At 70.8% G+C, this 17,117-nt stretch carries 20 protein-coding genes; 10 read left to right on the forward strand and 10 right to left on the reverse strand.

The features are described from left to right. Window positions 1-50: 50 nt before the first annotated feature. Both J2754_RS02095 and J2754_RS02100 read left to right on the forward strand, forming a co-directional pair. Window positions 51-476 (forward strand): iron-sulfur cluster assembly scaffold protein, encoded by a 426-nt coding sequence (locus J2754_RS02095; RefSeq protein ID WP_188877390.1) that lies wholly within the window; start codon window positions 51-53, stop codon window positions 474-476. 55 nt (window positions 477-531) lie between these two features. Continuing rightward, the gene (locus tag J2754_RS02100; protein ID WP_188877392.1) at window positions 532-1,911 is read left to right on the forward strand and encodes a phosphoglucomutase/phosphomannomutase family protein; all 1,380 of its coding nucleotides are present in this window, start codon (window positions 532-534) and stop codon (window positions 1,909-1,911) included. Here the strand turns inward: J2754_RS02100 and J2754_RS02105 are convergent, their stop codons facing one another. Next, window positions 1,912-2,400, reverse strand: a complete 489-nt coding sequence (locus J2754_RS02105; protein WP_229772792.1) for a GNAT family N-acetyltransferase — start codon at window positions 2,398-2,400, stop codon at window positions 1,912-1,914. Then, entirely contained in the window at window positions 2,393-2,590 is a 198-nt protein-coding gene (gene samp2 / locus J2754_RS02110; protein ID WP_188877393.1) for a ubiquitin-like small modifier protein SAMP2, read from the reverse strand. Before samp2 ends, J2754_RS02105 begins: the two co-directional genes overlap by 8 nt. A gap of 141 nt (window positions 2,591-2,731) precedes the next feature. Here samp2 and J2754_RS02115 point away from each other — a divergent pair, with 141 nt between their 5' ends. After that, the gene (locus J2754_RS02115) at window positions 2,732-3,694 is read left to right on the forward strand and encodes a replication factor C small subunit (RefSeq protein WP_188877394.1); all 963 of its coding nucleotides are present in this window, start codon (window positions 2,732-2,734) and stop codon (window positions 3,692-3,694) included. A gap of 199 nt (window positions 3,695-3,893) precedes the next feature. Here the strand turns inward: J2754_RS02115 and J2754_RS02120 are convergent, their stop codons facing one another. After that, on the reverse strand, window positions 3,894-4,907 hold the full coding sequence (locus J2754_RS02120) for a glutathione S-transferase family protein (RefSeq protein ID WP_188877395.1): 1,014 nt from the start codon (window positions 4,905-4,907) through the stop codon (window positions 3,894-3,896). Between the two features lie 371 nt (window positions 4,908-5,278). On the opposite strand from J2754_RS02120, the gene alaS reads away from it, so the two are divergent. Beyond that, window positions 5,279-8,071: an alanine--tRNA ligase gene (gene alaS / locus J2754_RS02125; protein ID WP_211086554.1), complete on the forward strand. Its 2,793-nt coding sequence runs from the start codon at window positions 5,279-5,281 to the stop codon at window positions 8,069-8,071. Between the two features lie 93 nt (window positions 8,072-8,164). Next, entirely contained in the window at window positions 8,165-8,866 is a 702-nt protein-coding gene (locus J2754_RS02130) for a type 1 glutamine amidotransferase (protein WP_211086555.1), read from the forward strand. A gap of 6 nt (window positions 8,867-8,872) precedes the next feature. Here the strand turns inward: J2754_RS02130 and J2754_RS02135 are convergent, their stop codons facing one another. Further along, on the reverse strand, window positions 8,873-9,394 hold the full coding sequence (locus tag J2754_RS02135) for a DCC1-like thiol-disulfide oxidoreductase family protein (protein ID WP_211086556.1): 522 nt from the start codon (window positions 9,392-9,394) through the stop codon (window positions 8,873-8,875). After that, a complete protein-coding gene (locus J2754_RS02140) occupies window positions 9,391-9,858 on the reverse strand; it encodes a cupin domain-containing protein (RefSeq protein ID WP_188877400.1) in 468 nt (155 codons plus the stop codon). Before J2754_RS02140 ends, J2754_RS02135 begins: the two co-directional genes overlap by 4 nt. Window positions 9,859-9,961: 103 nt before the next feature. On the opposite strand from J2754_RS02140, the gene J2754_RS02145 reads away from it, so the two are divergent. Beyond that, window positions 9,962-10,282 carry a 4Fe-4S dicluster domain-containing protein gene (locus tag J2754_RS02145; RefSeq protein WP_188877402.1) on the forward strand — a complete coding sequence of 107 codons (321 nt, stop codon included), beginning with the start codon at window positions 9,962-9,964 and terminating at the stop codon, window positions 10,280-10,282. Between the two features lie 264 nt (window positions 10,283-10,546). Here J2754_RS02145 and J2754_RS02150 read toward each other — a convergent pair whose 3' ends face one another. Beyond that, complete coding sequence (locus J2754_RS02150; protein WP_188877404.1) at window positions 10,547-10,708, reverse strand: DUF6757 family protein; 162 nt, start codon at window positions 10,706-10,708, stop codon at window positions 10,547-10,549. 42 nt (window positions 10,709-10,750) lie between these two features. Beyond that, window positions 10,751-11,563, reverse strand: a complete 813-nt coding sequence (locus tag J2754_RS02155) for a PHP domain-containing protein (RefSeq protein WP_188877405.1) — start codon at window positions 11,561-11,563, stop codon at window positions 10,751-10,753. 101 nt (window positions 11,564-11,664) lie between these two features. Here J2754_RS02155 and J2754_RS02160 point away from each other — a divergent pair, with 101 nt between their 5' ends. Continuing rightward, a complete protein-coding gene (locus J2754_RS02160; RefSeq protein ID WP_188877406.1) occupies window positions 11,665-11,949 on the forward strand; it encodes a DUF5789 family protein in 285 nt (94 codons plus the stop codon). A gap of 72 nt (window positions 11,950-12,021) precedes the next feature. Then, window positions 12,022-12,195, forward strand: a complete 174-nt coding sequence (locus J2754_RS02165; RefSeq protein WP_188877407.1) for a DUF5786 family protein — start codon at window positions 12,022-12,024, stop codon at window positions 12,193-12,195. Window positions 12,196-12,211: 16 nt separating this feature from the next. Here the strand turns inward: J2754_RS02165 and J2754_RS02170 are convergent, their stop codons facing one another. Genes J2754_RS02170 through J2754_RS02180 form a run of 3 tightly spaced genes read right to left on the reverse strand, consistent with a single transcriptional unit; the run spans window position 12,212 to window position 14,771 of the window. After that, window positions 12,212-12,895, reverse strand: a complete 684-nt coding sequence (locus tag J2754_RS02170; RefSeq protein ID WP_211086557.1) for a DUF7530 family protein — start codon at window positions 12,893-12,895, stop codon at window positions 12,212-12,214. Further along, on the reverse strand, window positions 12,888-13,868 hold the full coding sequence (locus J2754_RS02175; RefSeq protein ID WP_188877409.1) for an NAD(P)H-binding protein: 981 nt from the start codon (window positions 13,866-13,868) through the stop codon (window positions 12,888-12,890). The genes J2754_RS02170 and J2754_RS02175 overlap by 8 nt, the downstream gene beginning before the upstream one ends. A 24-nt stretch (window positions 13,869-13,892) precedes the next feature. Continuing rightward, window positions 13,893-14,771 (reverse strand): YkgJ family cysteine cluster protein, encoded by an 879-nt coding sequence (locus tag J2754_RS02180; RefSeq protein ID WP_211086558.1) that lies wholly within the window; start codon window positions 14,769-14,771, stop codon window positions 13,893-13,895. A gap of 76 nt (window positions 14,772-14,847) precedes the next feature. On the opposite strand from J2754_RS02180, the gene J2754_RS02185 reads away from it, so the two are divergent. After that, complete coding sequence (locus tag J2754_RS02185) at window positions 14,848-15,063, forward strand: DUF7561 family protein (RefSeq protein ID WP_188877411.1); 216 nt, start codon at window positions 14,848-14,850, stop codon at window positions 15,061-15,063. A gap of 70 nt (window positions 15,064-15,133) precedes the next feature. Next, window positions 15,134-16,966: a helicase C-terminal domain-containing protein gene (locus tag J2754_RS02190; RefSeq protein ID WP_211086559.1), complete on the forward strand. Its 1,833-nt coding sequence runs from the start codon at window positions 15,134-15,136 to the stop codon at window positions 16,964-16,966. Window positions 16,967-17,117 lie beyond the last annotated feature (151 nt).

Genomic DNA, 17,117 nt, shown 5'->3' on the forward strand with positions numbered 1-17,117 from the left:
ACGCCGGCGACGGAACGTTTTTCCGCCGTACGTCCGTACGTACGGTCATCATGAGCATGGGTTCGGATATGTACCGACAGCAGATCCTCGACCACTACCGGAACCCCCGGAACCACGGGGAACTCGACGAGCCGACGTTCAGCCACGAGGGGTTCAACCCCTCCTGCGGCGACGAGATCGAGTTCGACGTCCAGCTCGCCGACGACGGGGAGACGGTCGAGAACGTCGCCTTCCACGGCGACGGCTGCGCGATCAGTCAGGCCTCGGCGAGCCTGCTCTCTCAGGAGCTCCCCGGGATGACGCTCGACGAGATCGACGAGCTCGACCGCGACGACGTGCTCGACCTCCTTGGAGTCGAGGTGACGCCGATGCGGATCAAGTGCGCGGTGCTCGCCGAGAAGGTCGTGCAGGACGGCGCGGACATCTACCGCGGCGAGAAGGAACTCGAAGCGACGTCGACCGAGGACGACGAGTAAGCCTCCGGTCGATCCGACCGCAGTCGTTTTGCCGGCGGCGGCGGGAGTACGACCCATGGACGACGCTATCGCGTTCGGCACGGACGGCTGGCGTGCGACGCTCGACGTGTTCACGACGCCGCGGGTCCGCGCGGTCGCGCAGGCGACCGCCGATCACCTCGCGGACGCCGGACACGCGGACGGGACGGTCGCCGTCGGCTACGACGCCCGCCCCACCTCCCGCGAGTTCGCCGAGGAGATCGCCGACGTCCTCGCCGCGAACGGCCACGACGTCCTCCTCCCCGAGCGCGACTGCCCGACGCCGCTCGTCGCGCACGCCATCGTCGAGCGCGACCTCGCGGGCGCGCTCGTCGTGACGGCGTCGCACAACCCCCCGGAGTACAACGGCGTGAAGTTCATCCCGGCCGACGGTGCGCCCGCCCTCCCGCACGTCACCGAGGCCATCGAGGCCCACCTCCGACCGCCGGAGGCGGACCCCGACGCCGAGCGCGGCGAGATCACCGAGGTCGATCTCGTGACGCCGCACGCCGAGCACTGCCGGGCCCTCGTGGACGCCGACCTCGACGGCTTGGACGTGATCTACGACGCGATGCACGGGAGCGGCCGCGGCGTCACGGACCGCCTCCTCGAAGCCGCGGGCGCGACCGTCGAGCGCCACCGCTGCGAGCGCGACGACGACTTCGGCGGGACGCCCCCGGAGCCCGACGAGGCGAACCTCCAGGCGCTCGCGCTCGCCGTCCAAGAGCACGACGCGGACCTCGGGATCGCCAACGACGGCGACGCCGACCGGATCGCGGTCGTCACGCCCGAGCGCGGCTTCCTCGACGAGAACAGCTTTTTCGCCGCGACGTACGACTACCTCCTCGACGACCGGTCCGGGCCCGCCGTCCGCACCGTCTCGACGAGTTCGCTCGTCGACCGCGTCGCGGAGGCGCACGGCGAGACCGTCTACGAGACCGCGGTCGGCTTCAAGTGGATCGCGGAGGAGATGAAACAGCGCGACGCCCTGATGGGCGGTGAGGAGTCCGGCGGCTTCTGCGTCCGCGGCCACGTGCGCGAGAAGGACGGCGTCCTCATGGCGCTCCTCGCCGCCGCCGCGGCCGCCGAGGAGTCCTACGACGATCGCGTCGCCAGACTCCGCGAGGCGTACGGGAACGTCGTCCAGTCGAAGACCTCGGTGCGCTGTCCCGACGACCGGAAGGCCGCCGTCGTGCGCGACCTCGCCGACTCGCTCCCCGACGCCGTCGCGGGCGTCGACGTCGCCGGCGTGAACGACGCGGACGGCTTCAAGGTCCGCCTCGTCGACGACTCCTGGGTGCTCGTCCGTCCCTCGGGGACGGAACCGAAGATGCGCGTGTACGCCGAGGCCGACAGCGAGGCGCGCGTCCGCGAGCTCCTCGACGCCGGGCGCGACCTCGTCGAACCGCTGGTGTAGTTAGCGTAGGCGCCCGCGAAAGCGCCCCTCGTCGATCGCCGCGATCTCGAACCCCAGCGCCTCGTAGAACGGCCGGACGTCCGCGTCGAAGTCGGCGCTGAGCGGCCGCCAGCGCTCGGCCGCGGCCGCGATCAACGCGGTGCCGATCCCCTGCGCCCGACGGCGACGCCGCACGGCGATCGCGGCGACGTGCGCGCCCGACCGGTCGCCGTCCGCCGCGTCTTCGTTCCGAGCCGCCGCGCCTCCCGTGGTGTCGCCGTCGTCTCCCCGCCCGTTCGTCCCGCCGGGCCGTGCGCCCGCGGTGTCGGCGACGAGCGCGCCGATCACTCGGTCGTCGCTCACGGCGACCAACACCCCGTCCCCGTCGCCGTCGAGCTCGCGGTCGAGCAGGGCGTCGTCGACGGCGAGCACCGCGGCGTCGAGCACGCGTCGCACGGCGACGTGCTCGTCGGATCGCGCCGCGCGGACCGCGACGTCGCGTTCAGCCACCCTGGACGAGCCGGAGGACGGTCACGTGCTCGCTCTCCACCGGTTGGTCCTCCGGAACGGGGCGGCCGTCGACCATCACCGACACCTCGTGGGGGCTGAGGTCCACGCGCTCCAAGAGATCCGCGTAAGACGCCCCCTCGACGTCGAACTCGTGGACGTCCTCCCCGACGACTTCGACGGTGACGCGCATACGTGTGCGTGGACGCCGGCGCGTATCAGCGTGTCGTCCGCCGCCCACCGTCGCGCCCGGTGACGCCCGCTCGCCGCCCCGTCGACGTCCCCCGTTCGGCGCTTCGCGGCGCTTATGGGACGCGGGCGTCTTCGAACCGACATGGCAGACGCGGGGCGACAGGACATCTGGGTCGAGAAGTACCGGCCGGAGACGCTCGACGACATCGTCGGCCACGAGGACGTCGTCTCGCGGTTGCGGAGCTACGTCGCGGAGGACGACCTCCCGAACCTCCTCTTCGCCGGCCCGGCGGGCACGGGCAAGACCACTGCGGCGACCGCCATCGCGCGCGAGCTCTACGGCGACGACTGGCGGGAGAACTTCCTCGAACTGAACGCCTCCGACGAGCGCGGGATCGACGTCGTGCGCGATCGGATCAAGAACTTCGCGCGCGCCTCCTTCGGCGGCTACGACTACCGCGTGATCTTCCTCGACGAGGCCGACGCGCTCACGAGCGACGCCCAGAGCGCGCTCCGGCGCACGATGGAGCAGTTCTCCAACAACGTCCGGTTCGTCCTCTCCTGTAACTACTCCTCGCAGATCATCGACCCCATCCAGTCCCGCTGTGCGGTCTTCCGCTTCGCGGGCCTCAAGGACGACGCCGTCGCGGAGCGCGTCCGGCACGTCGCGGAGGCGGAGGGTGTCGACTACACCGAGGACGGCGTCGACGCGCTCGTCTACGCGGCTGACGGCGATATGCGACGCGCGATCAACGCCCTGCAGGCCGCCGCCGCCACGGGCGAGGCGGTGACGGAGGAGACCGTCTACGCGATCACGAGCACCGCCCGTCCCGAGGAGATCGAGGAGATGGTGACGGAGGCCATCGACGGCGAGTTCGTCGCCGCGCGCGCCACCCTCGACGACCTCCTGACGGAGCGCGGTCTCGCCGGCGGCGATATCATCGACCAACTGCACCGCTCCGTCTGGGAGTTCGATCTAGCCGAGAGACAGGCCGTGCGCCTCATGGACCGCATCGGCGAGGCGGACTACCGGATCGCCGAGGGCGCGAACGAACAGGTGCAGTTGGAGGCGCTGTTGGCGTCGGTGGCGCTGGAGAGCGAATAACGCGGCGCCGAGCGCGGCGAGGGTTCGCGGGAACGCCGAGCGCGAACGGAGCGAGACGCGAGGGATGACGCGGCTCCGCAGGCGCCCCCGAACTACCGAACGGGGAGCCATGCGGGACCGGAGGTCCCGCGTGTCCGTACGGGCGACTCTGGGGTCGCCCGTACGACGAATGCGACCCGTGCGGGTCGCACCGAGTCGCCTACGCGAGGTCGGCGGGCGGCCCGCCCGGGAGGTCGTCGCGGCCGTGCGGCGCGAAGAAGTCCGGATCGGGACCCACCGGGACGAGGTTCGAGGGGTTGACGTCCGGGTGGCTCCGGTAGTAGTGGTTCTTCACGTGGTCCATGTGGAGCGTCGCCTCGACGCCCGAGAGCTGGCAGAGCTCGCGGAGGTAGCCCCAGAGGTGTTCGTACTCCGCGATCTGTCGGCGGTTGCACTTGAAGTGGGTGTGGTACACCTCGTCGAACCGGTAGAGCGTCGTGAACATCGCCACGTCGGCGAGCGTGAGTCGGTCGCCGGCGGCGTAGCGCTGGTCGGCGAGGCGTTCGTTCCACGTGTCGAGCGCGTCGAAGAGGTCCGCGACGGCGTCGTCGTAGGCCCCCTGCGATTTCGCGAAGCCGGCGCGATAGACCCCGTTGTTGATCACCGGGTAGATGGCGTCGATGACGTCGTCGATCTCCGCCCGGTAGCCCTCGGGGTAGAGTTCGACGTCGTTCTCGGCGTACGCGTCGAAGCCGGTGTCGAGCATCCGCATGATCTCCTCGGATTCGTTGTTCACGATGGTCTCCTCTTCCGTGTCCCAGAGGACGGGCACCGTGACGCGTCCCGTGTAGCCCTCGTCGGCCTCGGCGTAGATCTCGCGGAGGTAGTCGTGGCCGTACTGGGACTCCGCGGTGCACCCCTCCTTCTCGGAGGTGAACTCCCAGCCCTCGTCCTTTCGCACCGGATCGACGACGTCGACGCTGATCGCGTCCTCCAGTCCCTTCACGGCCCGCGTGAAGAGCGTGCGATGCGCCCACGGGCAGGCGTAGGAGACGTAGAGGTGGTAGCGTCCCGCCTCGGGTTCGGGACCGTCCGTCACGACGTCGTCGGGGCCGCGTCGCGTTCCGGCGATCCAGTCCCGGAAGGACGTGGTGTCGCGCTCGAACTCCCCCGACTCGTCGCTCTGTATCTGCTCGACGTCGTATCGCCACTCCCCGTCGATCATTCGGGCCATACGCGTGTGAAGGCGCGCGCGGCGCAAAAGCGCGGGGGACTCGGCGGGGCACGTGAATGGCCGGCGATAGCGGCTGTGCGAGGGCGATACGGTGGCGTGGCGTGACGGCGTCCGTCGCGGTGACGTGGCGGAGAGGGGACGACAACGCGGCGGTGGCGGCGGGCCGCCCGTCCGCGCCCCGCGCTACGGTCGGACGGCTTCGCGGCTCGGACGGGACCGGCGGACCCGGCGGAACACTGAGCGTCGTTCGAACGACGGCGACGCCGTCGTTCGCGATGACGAGAGAGCGAAGCTCTCTCGAACCACGAGCGCCGGAGGCGTGAGGGCTTAGTGCGGAAGCGTTTTGCCGTTCGGTCGGTCAGAAAGAGGCAATGAGCGACCTCGAAGCGGAGTACCGCCTCGACTATTTCGAGGAGGAGGGGTTCCGTCGCGGGCAGTGTACGGAGTGCGGGGCGCACTTCTGGACCCGCGATCCGGACCGGGAGACGTGCGGGGAGCCGCCCTGCGAGGAGTACGGGTTCATCGACGACCCGGGCTTCGACGAGGCGTACGAGCTCGGCGAGATGCGCGAGCGCTTCCTCTCCTTTTTCGAGGCGCACGATCACGAACGGATCGACCCGTACCCGGTCGCGGCGAACCGGTGGCGCGACGACGTCCTCCTGACGCAGGCCTCCATCTACGACTTCCAACCGCTCGTCACGTCGGGTGAGACCCCGCCGCCGGCGAACCCGCTGTGCATCAGCCAGCCCTGCATCCGGATGCAGGACATCGACAACGTCGGCCGGACGGGTCGGCACACGATGGCGTTCGAGATGATGTCGCATACGGCGTTCAACGCCCGCGAGGACGTCGACGACGAGTACGCCTACGAGGGCGAGGTCTACTGGAAGGAGGAGACGGTCGCGTACTGCGACGAGTTCTTCGTCGACATGGGCGCGGACCCCGAGGAGATCACGTACATCGAGGATCCGTGGGTCGGCGGCGGGAACGCCGGCCCGGCCTTCGAGGTCATCTACAAGGGCGCGGAGCTGGGAACGCTCGTCTTCATGTCGATGAGCGAGGACCCCGACGGCGAGTACGAGATGAAGGACGGGAACACGTACTCGCCGATGGACACGTACATCGTGGACACGGGGTACGGCCTCGAACGGTGGACGTGGGTCTCGCAGGGGACGCCGACCGTCTACGAGGCGGTCTACCCGGACACGATCGCCTACCTGAAGGACGCGGCGGCGATCGACCACGGCGAGGAGGAAGAGGAGCTCATCCACCGCGCGGCGAAGCTCGCCGGCCACCTCGACATCGACGAGGTGGAGGACATGGACGCGGCGCGCGACAACATCGCGGACAAACTCGGCGTCGAGCCCGCGCGCCTCCACGAGCTGATGCGCCCGCTGGAGGACATCTACGCGATCGCGGACCACGTCCGAACGCTGGCCTACATGTTCGGTGACGGCATCGTGCCCTCGAACGTCGGGACGGGCTACCTCGCGCGGATGGTGTTGCGCCGCACGGCACGCCTGATCGACGGCCTCGACGCGGACGTTGCACTCGACGACCTCGTGGATCGGCAGGCCAAGCGCCTCGACTACGAGAACCGGGAGACGATCCGCGACATCGTCCGCTCGGAGGTCCGTAAGTACGAGGAGACCTTAGAGCGCGGCTCCCGGAAGGTCGAGCAGCTCGCGGAGGAGTACGCGGAGCGCGGCGAGCCGATCCCGGCGAGCCAGCTCGTCGAGTTCTACGACAGCCACGGCCTCCAGCCGGACATGGTGACGGAGATCGCGGAGGACGTCGGCGCGCGCGTCGACGAGCCCGACGACTTCTACTCGCTCGTCGCCTCCCGCCACGACTCGGGCGACGCCTTCGACGAGACCGAGGAGACGGACGCCCGCCTCGGCGACCTCCCGGACACGGAGGAACTCTACTACGACGATCAGTACCGCGCGGAGTTCGAGGCCGTCGTGCTCGACGTCTTCGAGCGCGACGGCGAGGGCGAGGACGGCGGCCCGGCGTACGACGTCGTCCTCGATCAGACGATGTTCTACCCGGAGGGCGGCGGTCAGCCGGCCGACCACGGGACGCTCTCGACGGACGATATGACCGTTCAGGTGTCGGACGTGCAGATGCGCGACGGCGTCGTCCTCCACCGGACGGACGAGGACCCGGGGAAGGGGGAGTTCGTCCGCGGCCAGATCGACATGAGCCGGCGGCGGCGGCTGATGCAACACCACACGGCGACGCACGTGATCGGACACGCGGCCCGCGAGGTGCTCGGCTCGCACGTCCGGCAGGCGGGCGCGCAGAAGGGGACCGACTCCTCGCGGATCGACATCAGCCACTACGATCGGCTCTCGCGCGACGAGGTGAAGGCGATCGAGCGCGTGGCGAACGAGATCGTGACGGACAACACGGTCGTCGAACAGGAGTGGCCCCACCGCAACGAGGCCGAATCGGAACACGGCTTCGACCTCTATCAGGGCGGGATCCCGCCCGGCGAGACCATCCGGCTGATCCACGTCGCCGAGGACGTGCAGGCGTGTGCGGGGACGCACGTCAAGCGCACCGGCGACATCGGCTCGATCCGGATCCTGAACACCGAGCGCATCCAGGACGGCGTCGAGCGGATCACGTTCGCGGCCGGGATCGCCGCGCTCCAACACGACCAGACGCAGGAGGACTACCTCCGCGAGACCGCCGAGACGTTCGACGTCGCGCCACCCGAGGTGCCCGAGACCGCCGCGCGCTTCTTCACGGAGTGGAAGGAGCGCGGCAAGCGGATCGAGGAACTGAAAGAACAGCTCGCCGAGGCCCGCGCGTCGGGCGGTGGCGGCGGCGAGGAGATCGAGATCGGCGAGTGGACGGCCGTGATCCAGCGCGTGGACGCGGACATGGACGAACTGCGCGCGACGGCGAACGCGCTCGTCGACGACGGCAAGATCGCGGTCGTCGGGGGCGGCGCGGACGGCGCGCAGTTCGTCGTCGGCGTCCCCGACGGCGCGCCGGTGAACGCCGGGCGGGTCGTCGGCGAACTCGCCTCCCTCGTGGGCGGCGGCGGCGGCGGTCCCGCCGACTTCGCGCAGGGCGGCGGACCCGACGCCGAGGCGCTCGACGACGCGCTCGAATCCGCGCCCGGCATCCTCCGCGACGCCGCAGGGGCCTGAGACGGCGCTCGCGGCCGCGAACCGGCGTCCGCGATCGCGGCGAAACCCCGACCAGCGACAACGCTTTTCGGGCTAGGAACGTTTCACAGCACCATGCAGTCGCTCCGCGTCGCGCTCCTGAACGCCGCCCACGACCCGGCGGACACCGCGCGGAACTTCCGGCGGGACGTCGACGCCGACCTCGTCGAGTTTCACGCCGCCGGCGGGGAACTCCCCGACTCGTACGACTTCGACGCCGCGATCGTCACGGGCTCGCGTTCGTCCGTGTATTGGGACGACGAGCAGGAATGGATCGCGCCGACCCGCGAGTGGGTCGCGGGCGCCGACGAGCGCGGGCTCCCCGTCCTCGGCGTCTGCTTCGGCCATCAGCTCGTCGCCGAGGCGCTCGGCGGCACCGTCGAGGGGATGGACGAGTACGAGATCGGCTATCGCGAGGTCACTCACGACGGGAGCGATCCGCTCTTCGACGGCATCGACACCGAGTTCACGGTGTTCACGACGCACTCGGACGCCGTGACCGATCTCCCGCCGGGCGCGGACCTGCTCGCGGAGAACGAGTACGGCGTCCACGCCTTTCGCCGCGGGAACGCCTACGGCGTCCAGTTCCACCCCGAGTACGACACCCGTACTGCAGAACGCGTCACCGAGCGCAAGGACGACCTCGCCGACGACCGTAAGGCCACCGTGCTCGCGGGGATCGACGCCGAGCAGTACCGGGCGGCCTGCGAGGCCAAGCGGCTCTTCGACAACTTCTGCGAACTCGCCGCCCGCGACGCGCCCCCCGCCGCGGACTGACGGCGCTCACTCTGTTCGGTCCCCCGGCCGGCGCGCCGGCGGACAGGCACGGACGATCTTCCCCCACCAGCTCCGCCGATCCGCGCCCCACCGGTAGAGCCCCTCGCGGAGCTCGCGATAGGTCTCGAACGCGCGCAGCTCCTCGACGAGCGGCTCCAGCTCGGGGTAGAGTCGGACGAGGGTCTGCTCGACGGCCTCGCCCGCGGAGTAGACGGCGTCGTCCGTGAGGAGGTGGGCCGATGTCTCGTACTCTTCAGGGAGGCGCGCGCGCTGATCGGGCGAGAGCTCGGAGAAGCCGACGGGCTCGAAGTCGCCCCGGTCGAGCGCGCGTTCGACGCACCACGTGCAGAAGCCGCAGTCGTCGTCGTAGACGAGCCGCGGCGGGTGGTCCGTCTCGCCGCCGTCGGCGCGCGGCTCGCGGCGACCTCTCCCTGCCTGCTCGCTCTCTCCTCGGCCGTCGACGCGCGACTCACGGCTTCCGGTCGCCGTTCGTTCATTCCGCGTCGATTCGTCGTCGACGCGCGTCATTCGTATCGCCCCGTGACCTCGCCGCAGGCCTGACAGCGGACGAGCACCTCGTCGCCCTCATCGGCGAGCTCGACCCCCTGAACGGTCTCCCCGCCGCACTCGTCGCACTCGCGGCGCGTGACGGTCTCGCCGGCGTCCTGTGGCGCGCCCATGGCGAGGACGACGGCGCTCTCCGCGCCGGTGTTGCGCGAGCGCTGGAACTCCCCGCGGCCGAAGCGGACGAGCTCGCCCGCCCCGACGGTGACGTCGTCGTCCGCGGTCCGGAAGGTGAGCTCGCCCGACTGGACGTAGAAGACCTCCTCCTGGGCGGCGTGGCTGTGATAGCCGTACGCGGTCGATTCGCCGGGGGCGACCTCGTAGTAGTTGAGCGCGAGGTCGGACGCGCCGAGGGCGTCCGTGAGCGCGTAGATCGTCGAGGCGGGACCCATCCGACTGCGCTGGTCGTCGAGCGAGACGGTGTGCATGGTCGATCTCTGGGGCCCCGACGCCTCAAAACTGCCGGCCCGACGGCCCGCTTTCGCGGTCCCGTCCCGGTCGTTTAAACGCGCGCGGCGACACCGTTCCGGTATGGCTATCGACCCGAACTTCGACCAGAACCGGGAGGTCGTGGACGACCACCAGGGCCACGACGTCTGGGGGCCCGTGGAGGAGCCTGAGCAGCTGGGGATCCACGGTACGCACGTCGCCGTCGACTTCGACATCTGCGACGCCGACGGCGTCTGCGTCGAGGACTGTCCGGTGGACGTCTTCGAGTGGGTGGAGACGCCCGGCCACCCGACGAGCGAGAAGAAGGCCGACCCCGCCAACGAGACGCAGTGTATCGATTGCATGCTCTGTGTCGACGTCTGTCCGGTGGACGCGATCGACGTGGATAGCACACGCGCGTGAACGCCTCGGTGAACGCGCGGGAGGGGAGCGGGGAGGGACGACTCGCGAGCCTGAGCGCCAGCGGTGACTCGGTCCGGACGAACGGCGACGCCGGGTCACGCGCGTGAACGAAGACGAACGCCGGGGGGAGCGGTGGGGAGCGCTCCGGACGGCGAGCGCGTCGCCGCTCGTGGGTGGCGCTCGGGAACGGACTCTCGCGTCGTCGCTACCGTCCGCGGCGGGATCGACGGACTCTCCCCTCGTCGCGGGTCTCGCCGGGCGGCGTCACGCCCGGTCGATGTCGAGCTGCTCGCGGAGCTGTGAGAGCGCCTCCGAGTCCGCGAGCTCGTCCAGGCGCTCCTGGAAGTGCTCCTCGCAGAGAGCGACGCGCACACCGGACTTATCGACGGAGACGTCGGCGCTCCGGTCACAGTAGTGACAGCGCATGCGCGTACCTCGGTGCCGTAGCACCTTAAGCCCGTGGCCGCCTCACCCCGGGATACGGCGGCGGAGACGGTGGTATTCGCCGCTGTCGATGCCGTCGACGCCGAGCGCGTCGTCGTGCGCGTCGCTCCCGCCGAGCGCGAGCAGGTCGTGTTCCTCGACGGCCCGTCGGACCCGCGCGTGACCGTCCGCGTGGTCGGCGGCGTCACGTCCGACCGGCCGGTCGTACGGGTAGTGGAGCTCGACGGCGTCGAGCGACGCACAGCGCGCGAGCGCGGCGTCCGGGTCGGCGTACCGGAGCGGGTGGGCGAGCCCGACGGCCCCGCAGGCGTCGGCGAGGAGGTCGCGGCCGCGCTCGAACGACGGGACGTCGCGGGCGACGTAGCACGGCGCGTCCTCGCCGATGAGGTCGGCGAACACCGGCCCGACCTCGTCGTAGGAGGTGTCGGGGTGGGCGACGACGGCGCGCGCGACGTGCGGGCGACCGAAGCCCGATCCGACGTCGAGCGCGAGGTCGATCCCCAGCTCCGCCTCGACGTTCTCGACGATCCGCCGGCCGCGCTCGATCCGGTCGCGTCCGAGGCGTTCGAGCTCTCCCCGGAGCGCGGACGTCTCGCGGACGCCGTAGCCGAGGAGGTCGACGCGTTCCGCGGGCGTCTCGACGCGCAACTCGATTCCGCGGACGATCTCGACGCCGCCGCGCTCGGTCAGCGGTGCGGGGAGGGCCGGATGGACGGTGTCGTGATCGGTGACGGCGACGGCGGAGACGCCGGCGCGCTCGGCCGCGGCGGGTACGTCGGCGAGCGCCATCGACCCGTCGGAGGCCGTCGTGTGGACGTGGAGGTCGGCGTAGGGCACACCGATCCTACGGTCGAACGCGGCAAGAACGTACTCCACACGCCGTGGTAACACGTCACCCACCAAATTCATAATGATCGTCCCCAATAGATATGGTCGTAATGACGCTCCGAACGGCGACCGACCTGCTCGAAGACGCAACCTATCCGGCGACTATCGACGACCTGCGCGCGGCGTACGGAGAGGTGCGCATCGAACACCCCACGGGCGAGGAACGTCTCGGCGAGGTCCTCGAACGAACGGGTGACGACGAGTTCGCCGACGCGACGGCCGCGATCCACGCGGTGTACGGCGCAGTCGGGCAGGACGCGGTCGGCCGCGTCGGCTACTCCGATCGCGATCCGACCCCGATGGGCGTCGACGGCCCCGATCCGGTCTCGTTCTGAGCGGACCCGGGATTTTTGCCGCCCTCCGATACCCTCTTTACAATGCGAAAGGTACACACGGGTATCGGTACCATGTCCATCGGATCATACGACGAAGACGAACACGAGCGCCGCGAACGAAAGAATGCCGACGTCGACCTCAGCGAGGACGACGACCGAATCGAGTACCACGGCTCGATCACGTACGACGCGGGCGATTCCGCCGAGGCGTTGCTCGATCAGTTCAAGCGGATGAAAGAGAACTGACTCTTTTTCCCCGACGTCACCGGACCATCGACGCGACCCCGAGCACGGCGAGCACCGCCACCACGTGCCCGACGACCGCGACCACCAACAGCGGCGCGGGCGTCACGAACGGGACGAGGAGGAGTTGCAGGAGCCCGAACGCCGCCGTCCGTCTGTCCGCGGCCGCGACCGCGCGCCGCGCGTGCTGGTCGAGGTCGAAGGCCAGCGTCCGCCAGAGCGCCGTCACGGCCGCCCACCAGCCGACGCCGATGCGATAGCAGACGTCCCAGCACACGAGGAGCGCCAGGAACGTCGCGGGCGCCGACGGTGGGTGCCCGAGCAGCGTCGTGACGAGCGCCGTCCCGTCGCGCGGGTCGACGACGAACAGGTACGTCAGCAGGGTGACGTACGCGACCACGCCCAGCACGGTCTCCACGCTCGACCCGAAGACGACGTGCGTGTAGGCGTCCGGGAGGTCCGCGCGGCGGAGGCGGCGCCCGAGGTCGAGCATGAGCGCGCTCCCCGCCGTGGCGACGATCACCGCCGCCGTCGCCGCCGGCATCGCGGTCCACAGGTCGCTTACGCCGGCGAGCGCGAGCACCGCGCCCTCGAAGAGCGCGAACTGGACGGCGAGCGCGACCCGGTCCGGAACGTCGACGCCCGGGATCGCGCCGACGATGCTCTCGTACGTCCACGCCCGCCCGTAGTCGACGTCACGCATCGCGGCGCCCGCCCGTGTCTCCGCCGTGCGTCGCGGGCGTCTCCCCGTACGCGAGCAGGGCGTCGCGCACCGCCTCGTCGAACGGCGTCAGCGGGACGGGGACGTGCTCGCGGATCGCCCCGTCGTCCGCGACGACCGGGTTCTTCAGGCCGCGCACGAGCGGCCGGACGACCGACCTGGGCGCGTCCGTCACGAGATCGATCCAGTACGCCGAGAGCGTCGGCGTGAGCACCGGTATCGGGATCACGCGGAGGCGTCGGCCCATGAGCGACGCGGTGCGTTCGAGCATCGCCTCGTACGTGAGTACCTCCGGGCCGCCGATCTCGTAGGTGCCGTCCGCGGTCGCGGGCGCGTCGAGGACGCCGACGAGATACGCGACGACGTCCCCGATCGCGATCGGTTGGCAGGGCGTCCGCACCCACTTCGGCGTCACCATCACCGGCAGGCGCTTCGCCAGCTGATGGACGACGTCGAACCCCGTCGATCCCGCCCCGACGACGATCGCGGCGCGCAGCGTGGTGAGGTCGAAGTCGGCCTCGCGGAGGACGCCCTCCACCTCGCGGCGCGAGCGCAGGTGTGCGCTCAGGTCGTCGCCGTCCGCGCCGAGCCCGCTGAGGTAGACGACGCGTGACACGCCGGCCGCGTCGCTCGCGCCCGCGGCGTTCGTTCGTTCCGCGGCGTCCCCACCGGACGCCGCGTGCGCGAAGTTCCGCGCGGCCGTCCGGTCGCGCTCCGCGAACGCGTCGCCCGCCCCCATCGAGTGGACGAGGTAGTACGCGGCGTCACACCCCTCGAAGACGCCGTCGAGGCTAGCCGGATCGAGCAGATCGCCGACGACGACCTCCACCCCCGCCGGCGGATCGTACCGCTCCGGGTCACGGACGAGGGCGCGGACGTCGTGGCCCGCCTCGACGAGTTCCGGGACGAGGTGTCCCCCGATGAAGCCGGTCGCGCCGGTCACGAGCACGCGCATACTGTCCCGTCGCACGTCACCCGCTTAAACGTCGTCCCACCCGGGCGTCGGCGGCGCGCCGCGCGCCCCCTCGATCGCCCCGGCCAGTCCCGGTTCCGCGTCGTCCCCGCCCGCCTCGCCCTCCTCCCTCCGATTTGCCCACTCCGCGGCCGCCTGCCCGACCCACGAATCCGCCCCCGCGGCGCGCTCTTCGTAGGTCTCGCGCTTCTCCGGGGCGATCGCGGCCGTCCCGGGCGCGCTCGCCGCCGCGACGCCGACAAAACGCGCGCGCTCCGCCCGCGTCAACTCGCCCGCGCGCAGGCGCTCGACCGCGCCCGTCAGCTCGTCGGGGTCCGGATAGCAGAACACCTTCTCGCCGAGCGCCTGCGGCCCGAGCAGGACGCCCGCGTCCGCCGGGGGCTCGCCGCCGACGAGGCGCTCGCCCCCGAAGGCGTCCTCGACGCGTTCGCACTCCGTCTCGGCGTCCAGCGCGAGGTTGTGCCCCGGGTAGTCGCCACACTCCGTGGGATAGAGATCCGTCTCGTGAATCCGACACTGCAGGGTCTCGGGATCGAGGAACGCACACGACGGGAGCCAGCGCGCGTCGCCGTCGAACGGCGCGACGGGCTTCGGCGGCTTTCGCAGGCCGACGAAGAAGACCGGTCGGTCGCCGATCGCGGCGAGCTCGTGGCCGTCCACCGTCACGCGGTCGTCCCCCGGGGCGGGCGTCCAGAGCCGCGGCGTCAGCGCGTCGCCGTAGCCGGCGCCGACGAACGCGCGGACGTCCTCGCGGGTCAGCGGGACGAGGTTGTACGTGTCGTCGAGCGCGGGACGCGCCCCGCGATGCTCGCGGTCCCCGGGGGCGTCGGCGAGCGGGCGCCAGTCGATGCAACACCCCGCACACCCCTCGCAGTTCACCTCCATGCCGTGGCCGTTGGCGTCACCGGACGGAAAGCCTTCTCCCCGACAGGGCGAAGGGGCCGGCGCCCCGAACGACGCCATGAGCAAGCGACGCTGCGACGCCTGCGAGGCGCGCGTCGAAGTCCCCGGTGGCGTCGGGGACTTCTGGGACTTCGGTTCGCTGGAGAAGGCCGGTCCGGGGGGACTGACGCTCGAACTCGACGACGGGAGCAAGTTCTTCCTCTGTTTCGACTGTATCGAGGCCCTCCCGGAGGACCCGACGCGCGCGGACGTCGACGCGCTCACCCCGGAGTGACGCCCGCCGCGCCCGCCACCGTCTCGCCGAGCGCGGGGGTTAAGACGCGCGACGGCGTCACGAACACGCAGTGAACCCGGTGCGCATCCACGACGAGTTCCCCGCGCCCGCCTACCGGGGCGCGCAGGAACGCGCGCTCGCGGACGTCCGCGACGCCTTCGCGGCGGGCAACGACGTCGTCCTCGTGCGCGCGCCCACCGGGTCCGGGAAGTCGCTCATCGCCCGCGCGATCATGGGGTGCGCGCGGACCGTCGACGAGGCCGATCCGCATCAGGCAACGGGCGCGTACTACACGACGCCGCAGGTCTCGCAACTCGACGACGTCGCGGACGACGACCTGCTCGACGATCTCAAGGTCATCCGCGGGAAGAACAACTACACCTGCATCCTCTCGGACGAGGAGGGGACGCCGGTCGACCGCGCGCCGTGCGCCCGCGAACGCGGCTACGACTGCGCGGTCAAACACCGCTGTCCGTACTTCTCGGCGCGCGCCGTCGCCTCCGCGCGCTCGCACGCCGCGATGACGCTCGCGTACTTCATGCGGACGGCCGGGAGCGAGGTGTTCCGCAAACGCGACGTCTGCGTCATCGACGAGGCCCACGGCTTAGCCGAGTGGGCGGAGATGTACGCGACGGTCGAACTCGGTCCGCGGACCGTCCCCCTCTGGGACGACCTCCGCGTCCCCGACGTCGACGGCGCGGAGGCGGCCGCGCGCTTCACCGACGCCCTCGTCTCGACCTGCGAGTCCCGCAAGGACGAACTGCTCGGCGCGGACGAACTCGACGCCGAGGAGGCCGCCGAGCGCGACCGACTGCAGGAGCTCATCAGCGAGGCGTCGTGGTTCGCGGAGGACTACCGCGACCCCGAGTCCGCGACGACGTGGGTCGTCGATCAGGCCGACGACGGCACCATCACCGCGAAGCCGATGAACCCCGCCCGGTACCTCCGTCACACCGTCTGGGACCGCGCGAACCGCTTCGCGCTCCTCTCCGCGACCATCCTCGATAAGGAGTCGTTCTGCCGCGCCGTCGGCCTCGACCCCGCGACCGTCGCGCTCGTCGACGTCGAGCACACCTTCCCCGTCGAGAACCGCCCCCTCTACGACGTGACTCGGGGGAAGATGACCTACGAGGAGCGCGACGACACCCTCCCGAAGGTCGCGCGCACCCTCGCGCGGATCATGGCCGCGCACCCCGACGAGAAGGGAATCGTCCACTGTCACTCCTACGCGATACAGGACGCCCTCGTCGACGAACTCGCCTCGCTCGGCGTGTCGGATCGGGTCCGCGCGCACGGCAGCGACACCCGCGACGCCGACTTGGAGGCGTGGAAGGCCAGCTCGGAACCCGAGGCGTTCCTCTCGGTGAAGATGGAGGAGGCCCTCGACTTGGAGGGCGACTTCGCGCGCTGGCAACTGCTCTGCAAGGCGCCGTTCCTCAACACGAACGACTCGCGCGTCGCGCGCCGCCTCGAAGAGGGCCAGTGGGCGTGGTACTTCCGCAGCGCGCTCCGCACGGTCATTCAGGCGGCGGGCCGCGTCGTCCGCGCGCCGGACGACCACGGCGCGACGTACGTCGCCGACGACTCGATCCTCGACGTCTTCGAGCGCGCACGCACCGACATGCCGCCGTGGTTCCGCGAACAGGTCGATCGCATGACGACCCCCGACCTCCCCGCGCTCGACGCTGACGCCGCCACCGCGAACGTCTCCCCCGGTTCCCCGACCCCCGTCGGTGGCGGGACGTCCACTCGAACCGAGGGTGGGGCGGGCGGTCGCGGCCGACGCTTGGGCGGCGGTGGCGAGCGACCGTCGAGCGACCCCGCCGGCGGCGCGAGCGGCGACGGCGACGCCGACGACACCGAGCGACGGAGTCCGATGGCGGACGTCTGGGACGTCGACTGACTCCCGCGCGGCCTCGGGAGGCCGATCAGACCGCGGAGAGGACGTACGCGACGGTCGAGAACAACATCAGGGCGGCGAGGAACAGCGCGATGTACTGTTGGCGCTCCATATCGACGGTACGGTGCTCAACGCCTAAAAACGACGGGACCCG

It is taken from the genome of Halarchaeum nitratireducens, assembly GCF_017874695.1.
Taxonomy (GTDB): Archaea; Halobacteriota; Halobacteria; order Halobacteriales; family Halobacteriaceae; genus Halarchaeum; species Halarchaeum nitratireducens.